Source organism: Salegentibacter salarius (assembly GCF_900168265.1).
Taxonomy (GTDB): Bacteria; Bacteroidota; Bacteroidia; order Flavobacteriales; family Flavobacteriaceae; genus Salegentibacter; species Salegentibacter salarius.
Genome location: NZ_FVZF01000022.1, coordinates 20,509 through 42,541, shown reverse-complemented (window position 1 = coordinate 42,541; position 22,033 = coordinate 20,509). Strand labels below are relative to the sequence as shown.

The window sequence follows — 22,033 nt, the reverse complement described above, 5'->3', positions numbered from 1 at the left end:
GTGTTTTGGATTTTTAAATATACTTTTTGAAAATCTTTCTTTCTGAAACCTTCCAATAATAAGGGATTTCCCTAGCCCTATGCTTCTTTAACTTTATTCTGAAGCATTTTTATTTCATCACGGTGTTTTGCTGCTGCCATAAAATCGAGATCTTTAGCCGCTTTTTCCATTGCTTTTCTTTTCTCCCTAATTCTTTTTTCCAGATCGGGTTTACTCATATAGGCAACCTCTGCTTCAGCAGCTTTGGTAGTTAATGGTTTCTCAGCATCATAGACATCCAGTTTTTCCTTGATCAACGTGCTGTTCTCAAGTTTTTTAACCAGTGGAGTAGGGCGAATGTTATTCTCTTTATTATAATTTATCTGCTTTGTCCGTCTATATTCGGTTTGATCAATGGTTTTTTGCATACTATCGGTAACCTTATCGGCATACAAAATCGCCTTTCCTTCTACATGACGGGCTGCCCGGCCAATAGTCTGAGTGAGGGAACGGTTACTTCTTAAAAATCCTTCTTTATCAGCATCAATTACGGCTACAAGCGAAACTTCAGGAAGGTCAAGTCCTTCTCTTAATAAGTTCACCCCAATAAGTACATCAAACAAACCGCGGCGTAAATCCTGCATAATTTCCACACGTTCCAAAGTATCGACATCAGAATGAATATAACGACATCTAATATCAATTCGCGTCAGATATTTTGCTAATTCTTCGGCCATTCTTTTGGTAAGCGTAGTGACTAGTGTTCTCTGATCTTTCTCGATTCTAGTATGAATCTCTTCAATAAGATCGTCTATTTGATTTAAACTTGGCCGCACTTCAATTATCGGATCCAGAAGTCCGGTTGGCCTAATAACCTGCTCTACATAAACTCCTTCAGACTTTTGTAATTCGTAATCTGCCGGAGTAGCGCTTACATAGATCACCTGGTTTTGTAAAGCCTCAAATTCTTCAAATTTCAGCGGTCGGTTGTCCATGGCAGCCGGCAGCCTAAATCCATATTCTACCAGGGTCTCTTTCCTGGATCTATCCCCGCCATACATAGCGTGAACTTGTGGAATGGTCACGTGGCTTTCATCAACTACCATTAGAAAATCATCTGGAAAATAATCCAGAAGGCAGAAAGGTCTTGTGCCGGGTTGTCTTCCGTCAAGATAACGAGAATAATTCTCAATCCCTGAGCAATAGCCTAACTCCCGAATCATTTCCAGGTCAAAATTGGTTCTTTCGTCCAGTCGTTTTGCTTCCAAATGTTTACCGATATCTCTAAAGTAATCTACTTGCTTTACAAGATCGTCCTGAATATGATGAATGGCGTTTTGCATCACATCGGGCGAGGTTACGAACATATTGGCAGGATAAATATTCAGCCTTTCATATTTTTCAATAATATCATTGGTACCCGGATCAAAAGCTTCAATTTCTTCAATTTCATCCCCAAAAAAGTGAATTCTGAAAGCATTATCGGCATAGCTTGGGAAAACATCTACCGTATCTCCTTTAATTCTGAAATTACCGTGAGTGAATTCTGCTTCGGTACGGGAATAAAGACTCTGCACCAATTGGTGTAGAAATTTGGTTCTGGAAATTTGCATATCCTGTTCAATAGAAACCACATTTTTTCGAAATTCCACAGGGTTACCAATACCATACAAACAGGAAACTGAAGCAACCACAATCACATCACGTCTTCCGCTTAACAGCGAAGAAGTTGTACTAAGCCTTAGTTTTTCAATTTCTTCATTGATAGAAAGGTCTTTTTCAATATAAGTTCCTGAAGCAGGAATAAAAGCTTCCGGCTGATAATAATCGTAATAACTCACAAAATATTCCACGGCATTATTCGGAAAAAATTGCTTGAATTCTGAATAAAGCTGCGCGGCAAGTGTTTTATTATGAGCAAGCACCAGGGTGGGTTTTTGCACATCCTGAATTACATTCGCAACAGAAAAGGTTTTTCCCGATCCTGTTACCCCGAGTAGGGTTTGGTATTGGTCGTTATTATTAATCCCGGTAACCAATTGCTCAATGGCTTTAGGCTGGTCACCCGTTGGTTTGTAGTCTGATTCTATCTTAAACTTCATTCGTCTTACTCGATAATCGAGATTTAAATGTTTCGAAGCCTGGCTCGAAATTCAAAAAAATCTCTATTTATTGCCTCTTGGGCTTGCCGCAAGGTAGTTTCTTGTCTTATTCTCACGAAACTAATCAATAATCCTGCCTATTCAAACTGATAAACTTTTCCTTAACGTTTTAGGGTAAAATGGCCGCTAAATTCCTGACCATTTGCCAGTTTGCCTTTAAACCAATAATCATTAGATGGCATTGGTCTTCCGTTATAATTGCCGTCCCATCCAGAAGTATTTCCGGGTAATTGTTTTAATAGTTTACCATACCTATCAAAAATATAGATGTATTCTACCTGGAAATCCTTGTTGCTTGTTTCATAAGGAAGCCAAAAATCGTTATACCCATCGCTATTCGGCGTAAAGAATGCCGGGAAGCCGAAAATTATTTCTGAAAATTGGGCGACTTCGCAGGAATTAGCACTCCTGGCGTAGAAAGTATGCGGGCCGCCTGAAACATTTCTAAAAGTAGGAGTATTTTGATACGGGCCGTTGGGATCGTCTATAGAAAATTCTAAATCTTCAATATTGTTAGTAAGCACGGTTACACTGCTATTTTGACCGTTATTTTCAATTTCCAGTTCTAAAATTTCAGGATTTGGGAATTCCTCTACGATAAAATCTATTGACTGGCCACAACCTAAATTAGTATCGGTAATTCTAAGGCTATAGGCTCCTGCTTCATTTACCTGAATGCTTTCCGAATTTTCTCCTGTACTCCATGAAAAGTCAAAATTTTCGGAATTGGTTATATTCAGTTCATCGCCAAGAGTTACGGGAAAATCTGAGGTGCAGGCTTGTAATGCCAGGATATTATTTATTCTGGGAAAAGCTGCTATTTGCAAGTCTATAGATCCAAAACCGTAACAAACATTGGCATTTTCTGCTCTTATGTAAAGTGTTTTCGCTCCAGATATATAGGTGCCCAAAAGAGGATTTTCGCCAACTGCGGCATCGTTTTCAGATTCGTGGAAGCTTAAACTTACGCTGCTATTAAGCCCTAATTCAGCGATAATATTTTGTTCAATGGTAGGTAGATCAAATTCAGCGTCACCATCAAACAATTCACATCCAACGGCCGCTTCGGGCTCCAGAACTACACTGCTAGTAGTATGTAATTTAATGCTGGCGATCTCAAAGCAATCTGAGTTAAAACCAATAACTTTTACCGTTAATTCCTGATCCTGGGAATTGTTTCTGTAAATATTATTTAAGGCGTTTTGGTTTTCGGTATCATTTTGGGCGTCATTCTCATTTTCATAAAAATAAAGCTGAAGACTGGGATCTTCAGAAGTGAGTTCCTGGCGGGCAAGTTGCAGATTAAATTCGGTTATACCATCATTCGGGTCGCTATCGCCCACATCGCACTGGGTAAGGGTAAAATTATTGGAAATATTTGGTAGCTCGGTAATAGTAACTTCTTTACAAACCGGATCTTGCGGAATACCTGAAATCGTTTTGATCAAACTTACGCTATAAGTCCCGGGTTGTGGAAAGGTATGTTGCGGATTCTCGGTAGTGGAAGTGTCTCCATCGCCAAAATCCCATAAAACAGAATCATAATCATTTTCGCCGGTGATAGTAAACTTAGTAGATGCCCCGGAGCAAAGATTATCTACATCAAAACTATCCTGGAATAAGGATTGAACAAAAGGAGGAAGCCCAAGTTTGACATAGTTAGGAGAAATATCTACTGAATTATGCCTGTAAGTCACACTTCCTGGATCCATTCCAGGATTACTTATAACTGAAATAGAGCTATGCGATTCTGAGCCACCATCTTTAGGGTATCCCGCGCGATAAATTTTTCCGTTTATGGCTAATTGAAGTGCTCCCGCCACATTGCTGGAAGAATTGATCACTGTTCCAGAATTTCTAATATTATAACTTTCCAGGTTGAACTGGTATATTTTACTTTCCTGTAAGATCTCACCACCCTCATATTCATTGGTGGTGACATACAGTTTAGTGCTTTCTGGAGAAAATTCAACGCCATAAGGATAAGTATCCAGCAAGAGTAATTCTTCATTAGTAACCCTTCCTGTTTCGTCATCAAAATCATACAGATAAACTTCGCCGCTATTTTTTCCACCACCGGTTCTGGGACTGCCTAGGGAAGTTTGTGAATAAGCAGCAGCCATTTTACGGCCATCAGGGGAAATTTTTAAATATCCTCGAGAAGTAATATTGATCTCTTGTTCATCTAAAATAGGAGCGAAATTATTGGAAATATCAGATATAACCGGGTTGGTATCCACCCCAGAAGAGCTCACTCTAAATGAATAAAACTTATCCATAAACTGGGTGACTACCCAATAGGAAGTGCAATCTCCCGCAATTACAGCGGTTATTTTTTCTGAACTTTTAAACTCGTTTTGTAAACTATTTGATGGATTGTAGGTTACTAAATGGATGTTTTTTTGTCCGTTAATTATAGCGCCATTGCCATTATTTAGGCTCATATCTACTTCAGAAAAATTAACGCCTTCAATAGGGTTTCCTGGGGTGAGATAATAATCAGGCTTATCTACAGTAAAAATAAAGTAGCGACCAGGGTTAGCCGGCCGTGGTACTATAATAGCAGATTGTGTAGTGGAAATGTCACCTTTTAGGCTATTTCCATTCTGCATTATATTATGGTTTCTATCGTAAACAACCGTGCCATCGGTATAGAAAAGTAAATTTCCGTTTCGGTCAGATATAGTGGTAGAACCTTCCAGGGTTTGTAACCGCCCATTGTTCAAACTTACAGGATCATCATTAGGGCCGGGAAAAGAGAGCCCGGCACCAACTCCAAAATACCAGTTAGAGGCCTCTTGCTGGGCATTAAGCTGTGAGCTCAAGACCAGGAAAAATATAAAAAAAAGATGAGAGAATTTCATTCAGCTGCTTTCATACTATTACCTACAAATCTCTCTTTTTTAAGAGCTTGTAGGATAAAAATACAAAAATAGCGGTCCAGATTATCACAATTATTAATTGATACCAATGAATTCCATAGTCTTTCTCAATTTCTGAACCTACTTGAGTCGCCGCTGTTTGTACGGCAGATAGCCTTGAAAAGGGTTCTTTAATTAAATTGCTCATAGATTCCAGCGGAAAAAATCTTGCAATATTATCAGCGATTTCAGAATCTCTGAAAATTTTCCACTTTAAAACCCCGTAAACAATACTTTCTAATATCCACCAGATAAACAGAAAACCCAGCGCAAAAGCCGAACGTTTTATAAGAATTCCTAAAAACATACAGAAAGCAAAGAAACCTGTGAGTTTTACAAAATAGGCTATCATATATTCCATATCAGAAAAGATGATGGAAACCTCGGTAAAATCTGAAAATGAAAGTCCTAAGATGAGCGAAACCACAAATAAAAACAGGGTAGAGATCAAAGAAAACACCGTTACGGTTAAGAACTTAGAAGCGATGAATTCTTTCTTGCTTAGGCCGTCTATCAAATTCTGTTTTAGTGTCCTGTTGGTATATTCGTTGGACATCATGGAAACAATTACAATAGCCAGGAACAATTTTAGCAAGGCGGCTATATAAGAATTAAAATGCCAGATATATGGAAAATTAAAAATCCCCTGGTCGGCTACTCGAAAGTTAATGGCGCCTAAATTAAATTCGATAGATGCTATTAAAGCAATAAATGTTATTAAAATAAAATAGGTAAGAACCAATATTTTTGCCGAACGGCTATAGCGTAATTTATGATATTCTATCTCTAAAAGTCGTAACATTATGCGGATGAAGTTTGTTTGGTTAATTCAAGGAATTGTTCTTCCAGGCTTTCTTTTCGTTTTACCAGGTATGAAAGTGAAAGTCCTTTTTCAAATAAATATTCGTTAATAGTTTCAGCATCCATAGGCTCTTTAAGAATCGCCGTGACCACATTTTCTTTTTCTGAAACATTTTCTATTCCCGGATGGGCAATAAGTAACTCTTGCAATAGCTGCATATTTTTAGCCTGTAGTTCAAAGAAACCGTGGCTGGCATTTATAGCATCTACAGGACCGCTATAAAGTTTCTTGCCATTTCTTATAATCACCACGTGAGAACAAACTTTCTCTACTTCATCCAGTAAATGCGAAGCGAGCAAAATGGTAGTTCCTCCAGCTGCGATCTTCCTGATTATCTCTCGAATTTGATGAATCCCCTGCGGATCTAATCCATTTGTAGGTTCATCTAAAATTAGAATTTCCGGATCGTTGAGTAGGGCAGAAGCTATAGCAAGACGCTGCTTCATACCCAGAGAAAAGGTTTTAAATTTGCTGTCTTTTCTATCCAGCAGGTTCACGATCTCCAGTTTTTCTTCAATTTTATCACTGGGAACATCTTTAATTTTACAAACCAACGCCAGGTTTTGCACCGCTGTCATATAAGGGTAAAAGTTAGGATGCTCAATTATGGCACCTACTTTTTTTAAAGCTTCGTGTGTTTCAGTATTACCACCAAACCAGGCGAATTCCCCGGAGGTTTTATTTACTACGTTTAGTACCATCCCAAGGGTAGTGGATTTTCCACTTCCGTTAGGGCCTAAAATACCATATACGTTGCCTTTTTCTATGGTGAAAGACAAGCTGTCTACCGCGGTTAGCGCGCCATATTTTTTAGTAAGGTCTTTGAGACTTAGAATTGTTTCCAAAATTGAAGAAAAGTTTAAAGTATGACGACGAAGTTAGACAATTGTTACAGATTTCGCCTTAGAAAGCTTATTTTTGATGAAAAGCTGATATAATATGGAAGAAAAGCTGATGTCTAAGAAGAAACCTTCATTTGCTGTAAATGAGAGGTTAAATCGATATCTGGCCAAACACAACCGAAACACCAAAATCCCTGTTTTTTACGATGATTTGTTGCGATTTTCAGGCTCGGTTGTGGTATACGATCAGCACGAAGAAGATACTTTTTGGGTGCGCTGTTATTACCCCGATTTTGAAAGAGAGGAAATAGATAACAGCCTGAAACAGGTATATACCATTATGCATTCTGACGGAAGTGACGATTCGCTGGAATTCTTAAATGTTGATGCTATAGATTATTGCACCTTCGGAAATTCAAAACCCTTCCGCATAAAAGTGCGAAATATCTTAAATGATAGTTTTACTTATTTCTACGTAAAAAAAGCCGATGCTTCCAGAATCTACGGACTCGAATTTGAGCATTTGCTTTCTCCGCACCGAATCAACTTTTTAGTATATAAAGACACTCTAATTGAAGAACATATTGCCGGTATTCCAGGAGATGTTTTTATAGAAGAACATTTGCCCACTTGCGATAACAGGGCGCAAACCCAAATAGCCAAACAATTTGTGAAATTTAATGAGCGCTGTACAGTGCGATTATTGGGAGATATGCGTTCTTATAATTACGTGGTAATCCCAACTCACGATTTTGATCACGTTGAATACCAAATAAGGGCGATAGATTTTGATCAACAGTGTTTTGAAGGAAATTTAAAAGTATATAGACCGCAGTTCTTTAAAGAGAACCTTAAGATGGTGGAGCTAGTTCAGGAGAAACTTCAGGAATCTTCCATTGAGCAATACAGAAAAGAGGAGCGCTCACTGCTCGCTAAAAGGATTATTAATACCCGCCCGCGCTACAAAGAATTATTGCGTTGTATGATAAATGATCATGTCTCTACTCAGGCAAATGTAAAAACCTTAAGGAAAGATCTATATCGCTATACCAACGATATGAAGTTTAAACGTGCAAGCACCATGGGGCAAATTCTTAGAACTGCTTTAGATTTTGTACGTCGTAATTACGAAGATGTAAATATGAAACGTTTGCTGGAAAGTTCGTAAAAGAAAAAAAGAGGTTGTTTGAAAACTTTTCTTAAAATCGTCATCCTGTCCCGAAACTTCGGGATATTTCAGGATCTAAAATGTCGATAATCAGAACAGGTTAGAAGCTGAAACAAGTTCAGCTTGACGAAACTATACTTTTCATACAACATTTTTAATGTAAAAATAGTTGAAAAAATAGCCACGAATTCACTAATAATATTTGTGTATTCGTGGCTATTACTTTTAGAAGATTTTCTTAACTCTTTTCTTCTTTATTAAAGTAAACCAGGTAATAATACATCTGCTTTTCTTCATCCCAGCCTTTTTCCACAAACTTATCGGCCGATTCAGCATTAACAAAATCCATTTTAATCTGGATGTGCGTATCAAGATTGATAACGCTTTTAATTTTCTTACGGGCATCAGTTACCGCTTTATTGGCGATTGGGAAATTGGTAAGATCTTCAATCTTGTATTTAGGTGCTTTTTCAGTTTTATAATGCTGAAATTCGGGTACCAAATCAGGATTATCTATTACTGAATTCAGGAAATTACTTTCTTCAAAGTCGTCATTCTTGGCGAAGTAATCCATACTTCGGTTCATGAACATCACTTCTTCTTTTTTGTCTTCCGCAGGCAAAACCACGTCTTTAGCAAAATTCTTACAGAAGTTTAAGTAACTTTTAGTGTTGTAATTTTCATCACGCATTACATCAACCCCTAGAAAGTTTTCCAGCCAGTATTTAGTATCGTATTTGTTAGAATCTACCGAGAGGATCTTATATCCTTCAGCACGGTTTTTATTGAAAATCAGCGCCCCTTTATCCAGTTTATTCAAATTGATTCCCTGCTGAACGATCATCTCCAAAATACTGCCGTTTTCTTGAAATTGCAGGAAGTCGTGCTTTAATTCAGATTTAAAAATTCCAATTCCTGAAACCTTTTCATTATCAATCTGTAGGTTTTCAAAATACACTACATATACTTCCCCGCTCTTGATGTGTGGATGGGAAGATTGCTCAAATAATAAAGTAGTGATCTTTTTGGAAGCTTCATGAATATTCTCAGGATTATCAAAAATAGCATTGGCTAAATTGTACAATTCGTTGAATTCAATATCGGTATCGTGAGAAAAATTGAAGTAATTTTCTTCTTTTTCCCTAAATGATTTCAGAAAATATTCCTTGATTAAAGGAGTAATTTCATCATTTAATTGATAAGGAGCCGCAGAGAGAAAAATGTTCTCATTTCGGCTTTTATTGCCCACCCTGTGAATAGAAAGGGATTCAATTTGCGCATTAAAAAGGTTGATCATTCAGTATATAGTTTTGTCATTTCCGTCCCGATAAATATCGGGATAAACTGCGGCGGAAATCTTATTTTCTTATTTAAGTCTCTAAAATTAATCAAACGAACTTTAGAGTGCTAACTGTCTTTAGTTAAAAGCTGAAACAAGTTCAGCTTGCCATTGATTTGGTGCTTTTTGGATAAATTTCAGGATGATGTTAAATCAAAGATCCTAAAGCGAGTTCGGGATAATTGCTACGCAATTAATTCCAGTTTTCATTAAAAGAAAGATCGTCGTAATCGTTGGTGTTATAGCCCTGGTCAAAAATATCACCGGAACCAGCATCGCCATCATCTTCTCCTACAAAATCTTTATCTGGTGCTTCATCGGGAATTTGCCCGTGAACAAACATAAGGTTTGGGTAATCTCTGCCATCTTCAATTTCGCCAACCTGGGCCAATTCTATTAGAAAAGTCCACATTTTTAGGAAATCGTATACATAGATAATATTTCTATTATCTTCATCCAGAATAGATTCCAGGCTGGTTTCATTCATTAACCGAACTTCACCACCCATATCAAATTGGGAAAACTCCTCGCCCTGTTCCCATTTTTCGTCACTTAAATAGAACGAAGCCATCTCTGTACCATCAAACCCAAAAGACTGTAAAATGGTATTATGAAGATCTTCCAGCGTGTTTTCCTGCAGTATTTCTATATCTCTAAATACATCTTCCTCTGCATCAAGAATTACTCTAAATCGGTAAACCATAATATCAAATTTTAATGGGCAAAGTTACGAAGTTTTCAACTTTCTGCCGGCGGCAAAGCTTTCCAATAATAAATAAAATTGAAACCCGAACAATACCGCGGCAATCACCAAATGTAGCGGTTGCGATGTGAACGGAAATTCAAAATTATACATAGCAATGCCGGTTAGAATTTCCAGGAAAATAAACAGTAGAACCCAGTTTATTTTACCAAACTTTAGTTGAAGTTTTCGGTTTTTCCACCAAAGTACAAGGTTTACAAGTAGGACCAGGATAGAAAAACTACGATGAATATAGAAGGTGAGGTTAGGATTTTCCAACCACATATCTTTAGTGCTATAACCAAATATTTTAACCTGTTCATCTACAAACTGCCTTACTTGTGTTCCTAAAACCACCTGTATTAGCGTAAGCGCTACGGCTAAAACCATTAGATTTCTAAAAGTTTTATTTGGCTCTTGAGCTAGTTTTTTCTCTTCTGAAATAAATAGCAAGTAAAGTAAAACAGCCACAATTACCAGTGCCATCACCATATGAATGGTAATCTTAACCGGCGATAATACAGAATAAACTACCGTTGCGCCAAGCCAGGCCTGGAAGCCCATAAGAAAAACGCTAAGCCAGGAAAGCAAAGTGATTTGTTTCCTTTTTTTCCATTTTTTAAAGGAAAGTACGGCCATAATAAGTACGGCAAATCCCGCTAAAGCTCCGGCGAGCCTATTTATATATTCAACCCAGGTGTGAGTTGGGTTAAAAATTGCATAATCGTGTTTTGTGTAGGTTTCCCAATTTTCTTCGGAATAGTTTTCTGCGGAAGTAAAGTTACTTGCTGCTACTTTTAAAGTCTCATCAACAATTATTACCTGTCCTTTTTCATATTCGCGATTAGCCTGAAACTCCAGTTCTGAAACTTCGGTTGGAGGAATATAATAGCCAAAACATTTTGGCCAGTCTGGGCAACCCATTCCGGAGCCCGTCATTCTTACCACGGCACCGGCAACAATAACCAGGTAAACCAGGATCAGGGAAATTTTAACCGATTTTCTATACATATTTTTAAGTTGAAAGTTAAAAACATAAACTTCACTACTCACTACTCACTGATAATCCCAATTCTCTTCCTTTTTTAAGCATTAAATTTCTCGCGGCATCGTGTTCGTTTGGAATTTCCCCTTCAAGAATTGCTTCTTTAATGGTGTCTTTAATAATACCGATTTCGCGGGATGGTCTAATATTAAAAGTTTCCATAATTTCTTCACCAGTAACCGGAGGTTGGAAATTACGAACGTGGTCACGTTCTTCCACCTCTTTCATTTTGGTGCGAACCACTTTAAAATTATTGTGGTATTTCTTAAATCGATTCGGATTTTTTGTGGTGATATCTGCTTCACAAAGCGTCATCAAATCTTCAATATCTTCACCCGCGTCAAAAATAAGTCGGCGTACGGCAGAATCGGTTACGTCGTTGTCAACAATAGCGATTGGCCGCGAACTCATTAAAACCAATTTCTGCACATATTTCATCTTGTCATTTAGTGGAAGACGTAGACGTTTAAATAGTTTAAAAACCATTTTTGCGCCTACAAATTCGTGCCCGTGAAAAGTCCAGCCGATTTTCTTATGAAATTTTTTAGTTGGAGCTTTTCCAATATCGTGCAGTAAAGCTGCCCAGCGTAGCCAGAGATCATCAGTATTTTCTGCGATATTATCTACCACTTCTAAAGTATGCCAAAAATTATCCTTGTGCTTCTGGCCTTCAATTTCATCTATGCCTTCCAGAGCGGTCAATTCGGGCATAATGATATGAAGTAATCTGGTTTTATGTAATAAAGAAAAGCCTTTTGAAGGTTTTTCCGCCAGCATAATTTTATGCAATTCTTCCGTAATTCTTTCTTTGGAAATTATCTTGATGCGTTTTTTGTTCCTGCCAATTGCCTCTAAAGATTCTTTCTCGATCTTAAAATTTAGCTGCGTTGCAAACCGGATAGCCCGAAGCATCCGCAAGGGATCATCAGAATAAGTAATATCAGGATCTAAAGGAGTTCTGATAATCTTCGAATTCAGATCTTCAATCCCATCAAAAGGATCTAAAAGATTTCCGAAGTTATCTTCATTCAAACCAAGCGCCAGCGCATTTATGGTGAAATCCCGACGATTTTGGTCGTCTTCCAGACTTCCGTCTTCTACAATGGGCTTGCGACTATCTTTTTGATAACTTTCTTTACGCGCGCCCACAAATTCGATTTCCATATCATAAGCACGGAGCATTGCCGTACCATAGTTTTTGAAAACCTGGACTTTGGGTTTGTGCGGAAGTATTTCGGCAACTTTTTTCGCGAGTTCAATTCCGCTTCCTACCGCAACAATATCAATATCTTTGGGCTCTCCCCGCTGTAAGATGTGATCGCGAACAAAGCCTCCAATAACGTAGCTTTCAAGTTTTATTTCTTCCGAGGCCTGGGTGATGACCCTGAATATATTGTGGGATAAAGCGCCTTTATAATTCTTCACTATTGTAATTTCTTTTGAAACTTCCTTTTTATCATTACGTGTTTAATGATGTTAGAAGATTTTATCTTTTCTAGCCACGAATACACAAATATTTATAGCACAATTCTTTTATGATCTAATAAATCCTTGTGGAAGTTGGCTAATATTGCTAACCTATTTTCCGAAACTTTTAAATAATTAATGCACTGCGCTATATGCTTATCGTGAATATTATCTATAGACTTTATTTCTAAAATTATTTTATCAAAAAGAACAAAATCAGCATAAAATTTATGACTAAGAACAATCCCTTTATAGGAAACTGAGTATTCTTTTTCTCTTTCAAAAGGAATATTCAGCGAACTAAACTCCAGTTCTAAAGCATCTTTATAAACTATTTCAGAAAATCCACTGCCTAAATAATTATATACATTGAATAGTGCTCCAACAATGGCATAACTTTCGTCTTTGTATATAATATCGGCCATAATTCGTGTATTCGTGGCAGAATAATTTATTTCCTAATCACTTTTACCTTACCATCGTTACTTAATTTAATGATGGCGGAGGGTTTAGCCGATTTTTTATTTTTTTGCAAATTTACTACATAGTCCACACCTTCTAAAATTTCGGGGCTGATTTCAGCGAAGGATCCGGGTGTTTTTTCTCCACTAATGTTTGCTGAGGTAGAAACGATTGGTTTCCGAAATCTTTTTGCCAAATCATTGCTGAATTTATCCTTGGAAACTCTAATTGCCAAAGAATTGTCATCGGCGATTAAATTTTCAGCTACGCGAATTGGATCGTCGTAAATAATTGTCGTAGGTTTTTTTGCAAATTTGAGAATATCGTAAGCTACTTCCGGTACATCTTCTACAAATTGATTCAGCATTTTATAGTCTGAAACCAGGCAAATAAGTGCCTGACTTTCCTTTCGTTTTTTAAGTTTATATACTTTCTCTACCGCTTCAGCATTGGTGGCATCACAGCCAATTCCCCAAACCGTATCGGTAGGGTAGAGTATAAGTCCGCCACGTTTTAGAGTTGCCAGGGCGTTTTGCATTTCGGTTTTAATATCTTCCATTAAGGACGTTTTTGTATTCTTGTAGTGTTTGTTGAGCCATTTGTTTTGTGGTAAAATTTTCTACCATTTTTTTATAGCCATTTTCAGTAAATCGAGAAATTAGCGCTTTGTTTTCCTGCAAAAATAGCAAGAGTTCGGCTAATTTTCCAGCGTCTTTAGCATCAGCTAAAAGACCATTTTCCATATGAGTCGCAATTTCGGGAATTCCGCCCACATTTGTGGAGATAACCGGAGTTTTATGATAGAAAGCTTCATAGATTACGTTAGGAACTCCTTCAGAAATTGAGGTGAGCATCAGAAAATCTAATTGAGGGATTATTGTTGATGCATTTTCTTTAAAGCCCAAAAAACTAATATGTGATTCTAATTTTTTTGTCTTTAAGAGTTTAAGAAAGGTTGAGGTTTCTGGAGTGAATTGTCCAACTTGAACAAAATGAAACTTTAGGTTTTTTTGCTGCTGAATTATCTTTTCAGCAATTTCAATAAAAACACTGAGATCTTTAGCGGGAATATGATTTCCAATATTTCCAACAATTATTACATCTTCGGTGAGTGAAAGTTCTTTTCGAAGGTTAAATTCAGCAGAAAGCTGTTCTTGCTTCTTAATTGAAATGCCGTGGTAGATTGTTTTTAAACGATTTTGATCTTTAATTTTTTCCGCAGCTATTTCTTTTGTTTTTTTCGAAACACACAGGATGCGTTTAAGTTTTGGATAGTTGTATTTATAAAGTGTTTGCTCTCTATTTTTAATAGGAAAGGAGGTTTTCTTGCTAAAAACCATTAGCGGTAAATTATAAAACTTATCGGCTAAAACCACTAGCGAGAGCGCTTTGGGATCGTGAATATGAATAAGATCTATACGTTCTTCTTTGCAAATTTTCACGATTTTTAAACTATACCGAAGATCAAAATTAAAACTAAGCGGTGCTGTTTTGAAGTTTAAGTGAGTATGTTTTAATTTTTTATGAAATAGGCCATTTTTTACGCAAAGAATAAGATTTTCTACTTCTGGAAAATCACTTTTGAATTCTTCACACAGCAATTCGATTTGGTTTTCGCCGCCTCCCCAACTTTTTACTGCCGATAAATGAAGGATTTTCATTAGGTCTTTCTCTTTATTCGTTGATGCAATAGTTATATTTGCAAATTACCATAAACCTAAGTTTTTGATTAAGCAATCTCTAATGCGATCGCAAAAATAGTAATTTACACTGCGATATTTGGGTATTTTGCTGGTCTAATTCCAAGTGTGGAGTTTCTCAAAAAAAGCTTTAATTTTATAAGTTGATGAAGATATTCATTTCCAAATATCATAAGTTATCTAAAAAGAACATTGAAGAAATTCTGTTGAATTTCAATTCGATTGGCCAATCTTTTTTTGCCGGAAAAAAGCACCGCAGGAATCACATTAAGGTGGTTGAAAAGGAAGGTATGAAATTCAATATTAAATCTTTTAAACAACCTAATTACATCAACAGGTATGTGTATGTGCTTTTTAGAGAATCTAAAGCTGAGCGCTCCTTTAAATTTGCAGAAAAACTGATCAAGAAAGGGATAGGAACACCTAAACCTATCGCTTTTGCTGAAGAGACCAGTAAGGGTGCTCTCACTAAAAGTTTCTATATAAGCGAACATTTAGATTATGATCTTACTTTCAGAGATCTGGATTTGGCTATCCCTGGCCACGAAGATATTCTACGCGCTTTTACCCGGTTTACCTTTAACCTGCACGAAAAGAATATAGAATTTTTAGATCATAGTCCCGGCAATACTTTGATTCAACTAAATAGCGGAGATTACCAATTCTCCCTGGTAGATTTAAATAGAATGAATTTTAAACCGCTTAATTTTCCTGAGCGGATGAAGAATTTTGCCCGGCTAACCCCAGATAAGGGAAAGGTTAAAATTATGGCGGAAGAATACGCAGAACTCATTGAAAAAAATGAGACCGAAGTGTTTAAAAAAATGTGGTATTTTGTCAATGCCTTTTTCGTTAATCGTGGTAAGAATCGAAAACTAAAACAGAGATTTAAAAACCTGGTGGGCATTAAATAACCAGATATGAATTTAAAATTTTTGTTCGCTTCCGGGAAAAATGCAAAATTGCCCTATTATATTAGGAATTATGCTAAGGTAATTCTTCCCAAATATGTTTTTCAAAGTCGCTTATCAAAGAAATTAGAATCTATCAACTACCGGCCTGATAGCGATTATATAACTTCAAGGGTTGAATATTACAATAAACTTAAAACGGTTCAGGAACTCCCGAAATCTTCCCAAAGGTTTGGAGAATTAAAGAAAAGTAAGAAAGTAAAATCGGTTTACTTTCTAGATGCCTATCGTGTTATTTCCTGGTTTAAAGGAAGTTTCAAATGGAATTACGTCCCGGGTGATGTGACCCATATACCAGAAATTCCATCTATTGTAAAAAGCAGGCCAATTTCTGGAGATAATAAAAATTCGGTTTTGTTGAAACTGGATGAGGTGAGACATTTTATTTTTATCAGAGATCGATTGAAATTCACTGAGAAATTAGATAAGATTATTTTCCGCGGAAAAGTTGATAATAAACCCCATAGGATCGATTTTATGGAAAAATATTTTGATCATCCTATGTGCGATTTAGGCAATATTACTAATAAGAATACATCACGACCAGAATGGACTGTGGAAAAATGCACGCTATACGATCATCTTCAATATAAATTTATTTTAGCGCTGGAAGGCAATGATGTGGCCAGCAACTTAAAATGGATTATGTCTTCTAACTCTATTGCGGTGATGCCAAAACCAAAGTTTGAAACCTGGTTTATGGAGGGGGAACTTATTGCAAATCATCATTATGTGGAGATAAAAGACGATTATTCAGACCTGGAAGAACGGCTCAATTATTATATTAAAAACCAGGAAGAGGCAAATCAAATTATTAGAAACGCCAACGAATATGTTTCACAATTTTTTGATAGAAAAAGAGAACATTTAATCGGGTTGGCTGTAATGAATAAGTATCTGGAAAAAACCGGGCAAAAGTAAATATTGGCTAGTTAGTATGCCTTCTTTTGCCTTCTATAGTTTTATACATTTCTTTAACGTGATTGTAGTAGCACTGTTTTTCTTCTGAAGATTTTGATAGAATACGATTTGAAGGAGTTTCTATTATTTGTTCAGCGTAATCAATAAACGAATCTGGATTCTGAATGCTACTCAATTCTTCAATTCCCCAGGTTTTTAAATACTGCTGCACTTTCACCTGTTTTTTATTCAGGCCAACGTAGGGCAGGCCATAACTCATTGCTGTAATTACCCCATGTAAACTGGTTCCAATATAGAGACTGGCGTTTGCGATAAGAGCCATAATTTCTAAAACGTGCGGCTCTTCAACAAAATGCTTTTTGTTTGTATGTAGTTTGCTGAATATTTCCTGAAGAGGGATGTGATCTTCGTGACCCCCGGCAGTACCAATGGGACAAAGAACAAGTTCAAAGCTATTCGTTGATGCAAGGCTATCAAGCTGTTTTACGATAGCATCAATAGAATTTTGATGTTTATACTTCGAAACCTGGACAAAAATATATTTTGTGTCGTCGCTTAAAAAAGAATGCAAATTATTACGGATAGCACTGCTGGTTTTGAATTTTTCCTTTGGATAGAGGTCAGACATAATTATGGCACAGTCAGGTACCATTTTAGCTTTAACCTTGCCTTTAGATAGTTTATCAAAACTGTGCTGTTCCCTGACTGCTAGATAATCCGACTGGATTAAGCGTTTATTTACCTTAGGATTTTCGCTGCCTCCTCCAACAGCATTGTACAAAACTTTTACTGAGCTACTAAAATTGGTCTTGTCGATCACAAATGGGTATTCTGATAAGCCATTTAGTTTTTTCCGCGCATAAGGCGTTTTTTTTAATAGCTTTCCAAAAAGTGGAATTTGTCTCACCCTATTGTATGAATCGGAAATATAGGAATATAAATTATCCCATTTGGCAGTGAGACACTGGCCACCAGCTACAATTATAATGGATTCTTCATTACGATTAACTTCTTCAACGAAATCTCTATAATTAGCTGATTTAACTCCGCCTTTATCTCTCAAATCAACGGCTACTAAGGAAAAATTTTTAAAGCTGAATTCGTTGGGATATAATTTATTAAAAGCATATTCCAGCATATATGGAAACAACAAATCTCCATAATTGAAACGATCAAAAGGGCCGTAAATAATCAATTCTTTTTTCATAATCTCTAATTGATTTATTTAGTTTTGTTTGAAGTCTTGATATTGAGACAGAAGCGCTGTAGCTATTTTTATTTCGTTATAATCTTCACAAACCGTATTAAAACCGTTTTCTCCCAATTTTTTACGTAAGTCTGGATTGGTCTTTAAATTTCTGATCGAGTTGGCAATATCTTTGGCTTCGGCTTTGCATAGATAAATGTTTTCGCCGTGTTTAAATACTTCTTTTACCGACTTTGTTTCCATTGTTAAAACAGCCTGGCTACAGGAAGCATAATTAAAAACTTTATTTGGGATCACCACATTAGATTTTAAAGTATTTCCAAAAATCCCCAAACAGATATCAAAACTATTGATATAGGAATCTAAATTAGAATAATCAACCCGTCCTTCAAATATCACCTGCTCTAAAGCATGTTTTTCTCTAAACTCTATCGCTTGCTGGTATTCGTAGCCATCGCCAATAAGTATGAATTCTATGTCTTTTTCATCCTTTAGTATTTTTGCAGCGGCCAAAATATTCAGTACTCCCTGAAGTGGTATAAAATTTCCAACGAAACCTACTCTAAATTTTGCGTTGGGCACTTTCTTCAGTTTTGCATTTTTATCAAAATCTTTCGTATTTGCTCCCACATATACGATTCCAGTTTTATCAACGGGTATTTTATACTTTTTAATAAAATAATCTCTGTGGGCAAGAGTATCAAAAATCAGGAAGTCAGCTTTCATAGAAGATCGAAAATCCCGATATAGAGAGCGTAATGATTCATAACCAAGTTTACTATACTTTTTGTAATCTTTAATATTGGTCATGTATTTGCTAATAAGTGGATCAAACACTACATCACAAACCGAATATTTTTTTACGAAACTTACTGATTTATGACAAAAGCTGGGAACGTAAGTAAAATAAGCATCTTTGCTTTTCTCTGCTATTTTCTTTGCTACTTTGTCGTCGAATTTTTTAAATTCATATTCCTGAATTTCATATCCCAATTCTCGTAATCCATTTAGAATTATTAAAGTCCGGTTATATTCGGGTTTTATATCAATTCCCGTTACAAGAATTAGGTTTTTGGCCATATTTATTTTAAAAATTAATAAAAATTCGATTTCTTCATCTAGAAGAATACAAAAAGCGTGCGCAAATTTAATAACATAGAATTGCGATGCTATTTAATTAGTTTAAACTTTTCAACGAATGTTACAATCTAGTTTTAAGTATTTAATAGGTTGGAGGTTTTCGGTAAGTTTTTAACGGATAAAAAGCAAGGTTATTACGAACCTTTAGCTTTCTAATGAGATTTAAAGGTTTAGGCTTCAAATGGCTTTTATCGGCGTGAAGAAATTTTATTGAAGCATCTATTAAACGCTCACTCGATTTTCCGTCTTTATAGGGATGCATATTTGCATTGAATTCCTGAATCTTTTCAAGTAAACTAACATCGGGATCCAACGCATTTTCCAATGCTTTTTCAATATCAGCAACCTCAGTGATATTTATTAAATGCGGGCCGGGTTGGGTATTTCTAAAAGTCACCACCGGTTTTTCCTGAAGTAAAAATTCTGTTACTACCGATGTTGAATCAGCAAACAAGACGTCGCTTTCTCTAAAAAGTGGAATCAGATCGGTAGTGTCGTAATAGGCGAGATTTTCACCTTGGATATCTTCAAATTTCTGAACTCGTTCCTGCGGAATTTTTGGGTGTAATACCACTTTAAATTCCCACTTTCCTATTTCAGAAATGCGCTTTATTTCATCTATTACTTCATCATTATAAGCTAAACTTAGTTTTTTACTAAAAGTTGAGGAAATTAGGATAGTAGGTTTTTCCCTCGGAATTTCTTCTAATGGAAATAAAGGATCTAGTTTAGGCCAACCGGTTTCTACCACTTCAAAATGTTGATGTTCTTTCTGAAGCTTTTTAAAAGGTTGGGTGGTAAATGGACCTTGAGTGGAATATAGATCAAAAAATCCCCGAATTCTAAAATGACCCTTTTTGAAATTGCGCTTACTTGGCGCAATACCGTGAAAAACCTGCACTTTTAAACCAGGCAGGAAATCGGCTATACTATTGGTGATGCTTAAAATAATATGAGGATTGTAAGCAATGGCTTCTTGAATATCTTTTAGAACAGCTTTGTCTTTACTGAATTTTTTTTGGGTTTCTGGTTCATCAGCAAACCATTTTACCTCATAACCTCGCTTTTTAATTTCCTTTTCCAAAGGTTCTCCAATTGGAAATGCATAGGTGTAGCTGATGTAAATTAGAAACCGATAATTCATATTTCGAGGTTTTTTAAAAACTCATTTAATTTTAATTTAATGAGTTCAGGATTTAGTTTCTGGTAGAGTGCGGCATTCTTTTGTTTACTGAACTTAGGTGGGCAACTTGTAAAAAGATGAGGCTGAAAATCTTCAAGATGAACCGAAACGTGTTTCTCGTCATCTTCATAAATTGCCCAATAATTCTTCTTTACAATCGGAGAGTGAATGGAAAAAGTAGGTAATTCCAATGCTTTCATAATATTTGCTGCTCCACCTTCATTACCAAAATAAAGGTCGCAATTAGCAGCATTAAGGATAAAGCCTTTTAGAGAATTTTCGTAAATATCCAGGAAAATTCGAGATTGGGTCGCGGATTGACAATGGTTATAAATATTCTGCGCTTCAGCGGTTTGCCAGGGCAAATAATTAAAAAGTATTTGAGCGGTTGGTACCTGATTAATCAACTCATCCAAAAGGCAGGACATATAATTTCCGGGATAGGATTTCATACTGGAGCTTCCTAATACGCCGCACATAATTACTGGATGGTCTAAATCAACGCCTTGTTTTTGAAGTTTATTTCTGAAGACTTTTTTTTCTTCCGAAGAAATATAAATTTTAGGTTTTAGCTCTTTAGGAAAATCCTGATCAAGCCCTTTTAAAACTTGCATTCTATTTTCTACCGCCAGGCCTGCGTGGGTTTCCGGGTTCTCTTTGTAGGTGAAAGTTTGTGTATAAAATGGACGCGTATAGTTCTTCTGAAAACCAAGTCTTATCGACGCGCCCGAATAGCTGGCTATAATACCAGAACTTATTTTAGAGTAGATATCAATTATTTCAGAATAAGATTCCCCGCGGATAAAATTCAAAAATTTCAGGAATTTTACGGGATCTTTTCCAATCTTCGGAGCGTATTCAATAACCTTATCTATAAAAGGATTATTTTCTACGACTGGTTTAGTATGTGGATAGATTAAATAATGTAATTCAGCTTCCGGATATTTCTTCCGAAGGGCTTCAAATAAGATTGAGGATGTAAGCACATCCCCAACCATTTTTTGCTGAATTATAAGTATTTTCATCTGCGATTCTACTGTTAGCTTTCCTATAGCTAAAATTACACCGCTACATTGTATTCTCTCAACGCGTCATTTAAAGAAGTCTTTTTGTTGGTAGACTCTTTACGTTTTCCAATAATTAATGCACAGGGAACATTGTATTCTCCGGCAGGGAATTTCTTGGTATAACTTCCTGGGATTACTACCGATCTTGCCGGTACAATCCCTTTCATTTCTTTAGGTTCGTCGCCGGTAACATCTATAATTTTGGTGGAAGCGGTAAGCACCACATTCGCGCCTAACACAGCCTCTTTTTCAACTTTAACGCCTTCCACTACAATACTTCTTGATCCAAGAAATGCATTGTTTTCTATAATTACAGGAGAAGCTTGTAAAGGTTCTAAAACCCCGCCAATTCCTACTCCGCCACTAAGGTGAACGTTTTTGCCAATTTGCGCACAGCTTCCTACTGTGGCCCAGGTATCAACCATAGTGCCTTCATCTACATAGGCACCAATATTCACATAGCTTGGCATCATAATTACTCCGCTGGAGATATATGCTCCGTGCCTTGCCACTGCATTAGGAACTACACGAATTCCTTTTTCTTTATAACCTTTTTTCAACGGAATTTTATCGTGATATTCAAAGATTCCTGCCTCTAAAGTTTCCATTTGCTGGATAGGGAAATAAAGTACCACGCCTTTTTTTACCCATTCATTTACCTTCCAGCCCTGCTCGGTAGGCTCTGCGGTTCTTAATTTTCCGGCGTCCAAAAGCGAAATAACCTCGCGAATGGCTTTTATGGTTTCTGTATCTTTTAGTAAATCCCGGTTTTCCCAGGCTTCATTGATCTTAGCTTCTAAATGATCCATTTTTCTTGATTTTTAGCAAATATAAGAGCTTAAGCCTAATTTTTGG

General features: G+C 36.5%; 19 protein-coding genes. 3 read left to right on the top strand and 16 right to left on the bottom strand.

Annotation, left to right across the window (positions count from 1 at the left end; all coding sequences use genetic code 11):
- Window positions 1–77 precede the first annotated feature (77 nt).
- The 4 genes from uvrB to B5440_RS11995 all read right to left on the bottom strand — a co-directional run bounded on the left by uvrB (window position 78) and on the right by B5440_RS11995 (window position 6,769).
- On the bottom strand, window positions 78–2,081 hold the full coding sequence (gene uvrB / locus B5440_RS12010; protein WP_070054033.1) for an excinuclease ABC subunit UvrB: 2,004 nt from the start codon (window positions 2,079–2,081) through the stop codon (window positions 78–80).
- 161 nt (window positions 2,082–2,242) lie between these two features.
- Window positions 2,243–5,005, bottom strand: a complete 2,763-nt coding sequence (locus B5440_RS12005; RefSeq protein WP_070054034.1) for a T9SS type B sorting domain-containing protein — start codon at window positions 5,003–5,005, stop codon at window positions 2,243–2,245.
- A 22-nt stretch (window positions 5,006–5,027) separates the two neighbouring features.
- Window positions 5,028–5,864, bottom strand: a complete 837-nt coding sequence (locus tag B5440_RS12000; protein WP_070054035.1) for an ABC transporter permease — start codon at window positions 5,862–5,864, stop codon at window positions 5,028–5,030.
- Window positions 5,864–6,769, bottom strand: coding sequence for an ABC transporter ATP-binding protein (locus tag B5440_RS11995; RefSeq protein WP_070054036.1), 906 nt, complete (start codon window positions 6,767–6,769; stop codon window positions 5,864–5,866). Before B5440_RS11995 ends, B5440_RS12000 begins: the two co-directional genes overlap by 1 nt.
- 94 nt (window positions 6,770–6,863) lie before the next feature.
- Between B5440_RS11995 and B5440_RS11990 the strand changes: the two genes are divergently transcribed.
- Complete coding sequence (locus tag B5440_RS11990) at window positions 6,864–7,934, top strand: hypothetical protein (protein WP_070054037.1); 1,071 nt, start codon at window positions 6,864–6,866, stop codon at window positions 7,932–7,934.
- Window positions 7,935–8,172: 238 nt separating this feature from the next.
- Here the strand turns inward: B5440_RS11990 and B5440_RS11985 are convergent, their stop codons facing one another.
- The 7 genes from B5440_RS11985 to B5440_RS11955 form a co-directional block, all read right to left on the bottom strand.
- Window positions 8,173–9,231, bottom strand: coding sequence for a nucleoid-associated protein (locus tag B5440_RS11985; RefSeq protein ID WP_070054038.1), 1,059 nt, complete (start codon window positions 9,229–9,231; stop codon window positions 8,173–8,175).
- A gap of 235 nt (window positions 9,232–9,466) precedes the next feature.
- A complete protein-coding gene (locus B5440_RS11980) occupies window positions 9,467–9,976 on the bottom strand; it encodes an IS1096 element passenger TnpR family protein (protein WP_070054039.1) in 510 nt (169 codons plus the stop codon).
- A gap of 24 nt (window positions 9,977–10,000) precedes the next feature.
- The gene (locus B5440_RS11975) at window positions 10,001–11,026 is read right to left on the bottom strand and encodes a COX15/CtaA family protein (RefSeq protein ID WP_070054040.1); all 1,026 of its coding nucleotides are present in this window, start codon (window positions 11,024–11,026) and stop codon (window positions 10,001–10,003) included.
- A 34-nt stretch (window positions 11,027–11,060) separates the two neighbouring features.
- The gene (locus B5440_RS11970; RefSeq protein WP_394330410.1) at window positions 11,061–12,485 is read right to left on the bottom strand and encodes a CCA tRNA nucleotidyltransferase; all 1,425 of its coding nucleotides are present in this window, start codon (window positions 12,483–12,485) and stop codon (window positions 11,061–11,063) included.
- A gap of 92 nt (window positions 12,486–12,577) precedes the next feature.
- Window positions 12,578–12,952, bottom strand: a complete 375-nt coding sequence (locus B5440_RS11965) for a GxxExxY protein (protein WP_070054042.1) — start codon at window positions 12,950–12,952, stop codon at window positions 12,578–12,580.
- Between the two features lie 26 nt (window positions 12,953–12,978).
- Window positions 12,979–13,548, bottom strand: coding sequence for an L-threonylcarbamoyladenylate synthase (locus tag B5440_RS11960; RefSeq protein ID WP_070054043.1), 570 nt, complete (start codon window positions 13,546–13,548; stop codon window positions 12,979–12,981).
- Window positions 13,535–14,650: a glycosyltransferase family 4 protein gene (locus B5440_RS11955; RefSeq protein ID WP_070054044.1), complete on the bottom strand. Its 1,116-nt coding sequence runs from the start codon at window positions 14,648–14,650 to the stop codon at window positions 13,535–13,537. The genes B5440_RS11960 and B5440_RS11955 overlap by 14 nt, the downstream gene beginning before the upstream one ends.
- 185 nt (window positions 14,651–14,835) lie before the next feature.
- Here B5440_RS11955 and B5440_RS11950 point away from each other — a divergent pair, with 185 nt between their 5' ends.
- Window positions 14,836–15,603, top strand: coding sequence for a lipopolysaccharide kinase InaA family protein (locus B5440_RS11950; RefSeq protein WP_070054045.1), 768 nt, complete (start codon window positions 14,836–14,838; stop codon window positions 15,601–15,603).
- 6 nt (window positions 15,604–15,609) lie between these two features.
- Entirely contained in the window at window positions 15,610–16,581 is a 972-nt protein-coding gene (locus B5440_RS11945; protein ID WP_070054046.1) for a glycosyl transferase family 90, read from the top strand.
- 7 nt (window positions 16,582–16,588) lie between these two features.
- Here the strand turns inward: B5440_RS11945 and B5440_RS11940 are convergent, their stop codons facing one another.
- The 5 genes from B5440_RS11940 to B5440_RS11920 all read right to left on the bottom strand — a co-directional run bounded on the left by B5440_RS11940 (window position 16,589) and on the right by B5440_RS11920 (window position 21,987).
- The gene (locus B5440_RS11940) at window positions 16,589–17,788 is read right to left on the bottom strand and encodes a polysaccharide pyruvyl transferase family protein (protein ID WP_070054047.1); all 1,200 of its coding nucleotides are present in this window, start codon (window positions 17,786–17,788) and stop codon (window positions 16,589–16,591) included.
- An 18-nt stretch (window positions 17,789–17,806) separates the two neighbouring features.
- Window positions 17,807–18,868: a glycosyltransferase gene (locus tag B5440_RS11935; RefSeq protein WP_070054048.1), complete on the bottom strand. Its 1,062-nt coding sequence runs from the start codon at window positions 18,866–18,868 to the stop codon at window positions 17,807–17,809.
- Between the two features lie 142 nt (window positions 18,869–19,010).
- Window positions 19,011–20,072, bottom strand: a complete 1,062-nt coding sequence (locus B5440_RS11930; RefSeq protein WP_079711136.1) for a CDP-glycerol glycerophosphotransferase family protein — start codon at window positions 20,070–20,072, stop codon at window positions 19,011–19,013.
- Window positions 20,069–21,136 carry a glycosyltransferase family 9 protein gene (locus B5440_RS11925; protein WP_070054049.1) on the bottom strand — a complete coding sequence of 356 codons (1,068 nt, stop codon included), beginning with the start codon at window positions 21,134–21,136 and terminating at the stop codon, window positions 20,069–20,071. The genes B5440_RS11930 and B5440_RS11925 overlap by 4 nt, the downstream gene beginning before the upstream one ends.
- 35 nt (window positions 21,137–21,171) lie before the next feature.
- On the bottom strand, window positions 21,172–21,987 hold the full coding sequence (locus B5440_RS11920; protein WP_070054050.1) for a 2,3,4,5-tetrahydropyridine-2,6-dicarboxylate N-succinyltransferase: 816 nt from the start codon (window positions 21,985–21,987) through the stop codon (window positions 21,172–21,174).
- Between the last annotated feature and the right edge of the window lie 46 nt (window positions 21,988–22,033).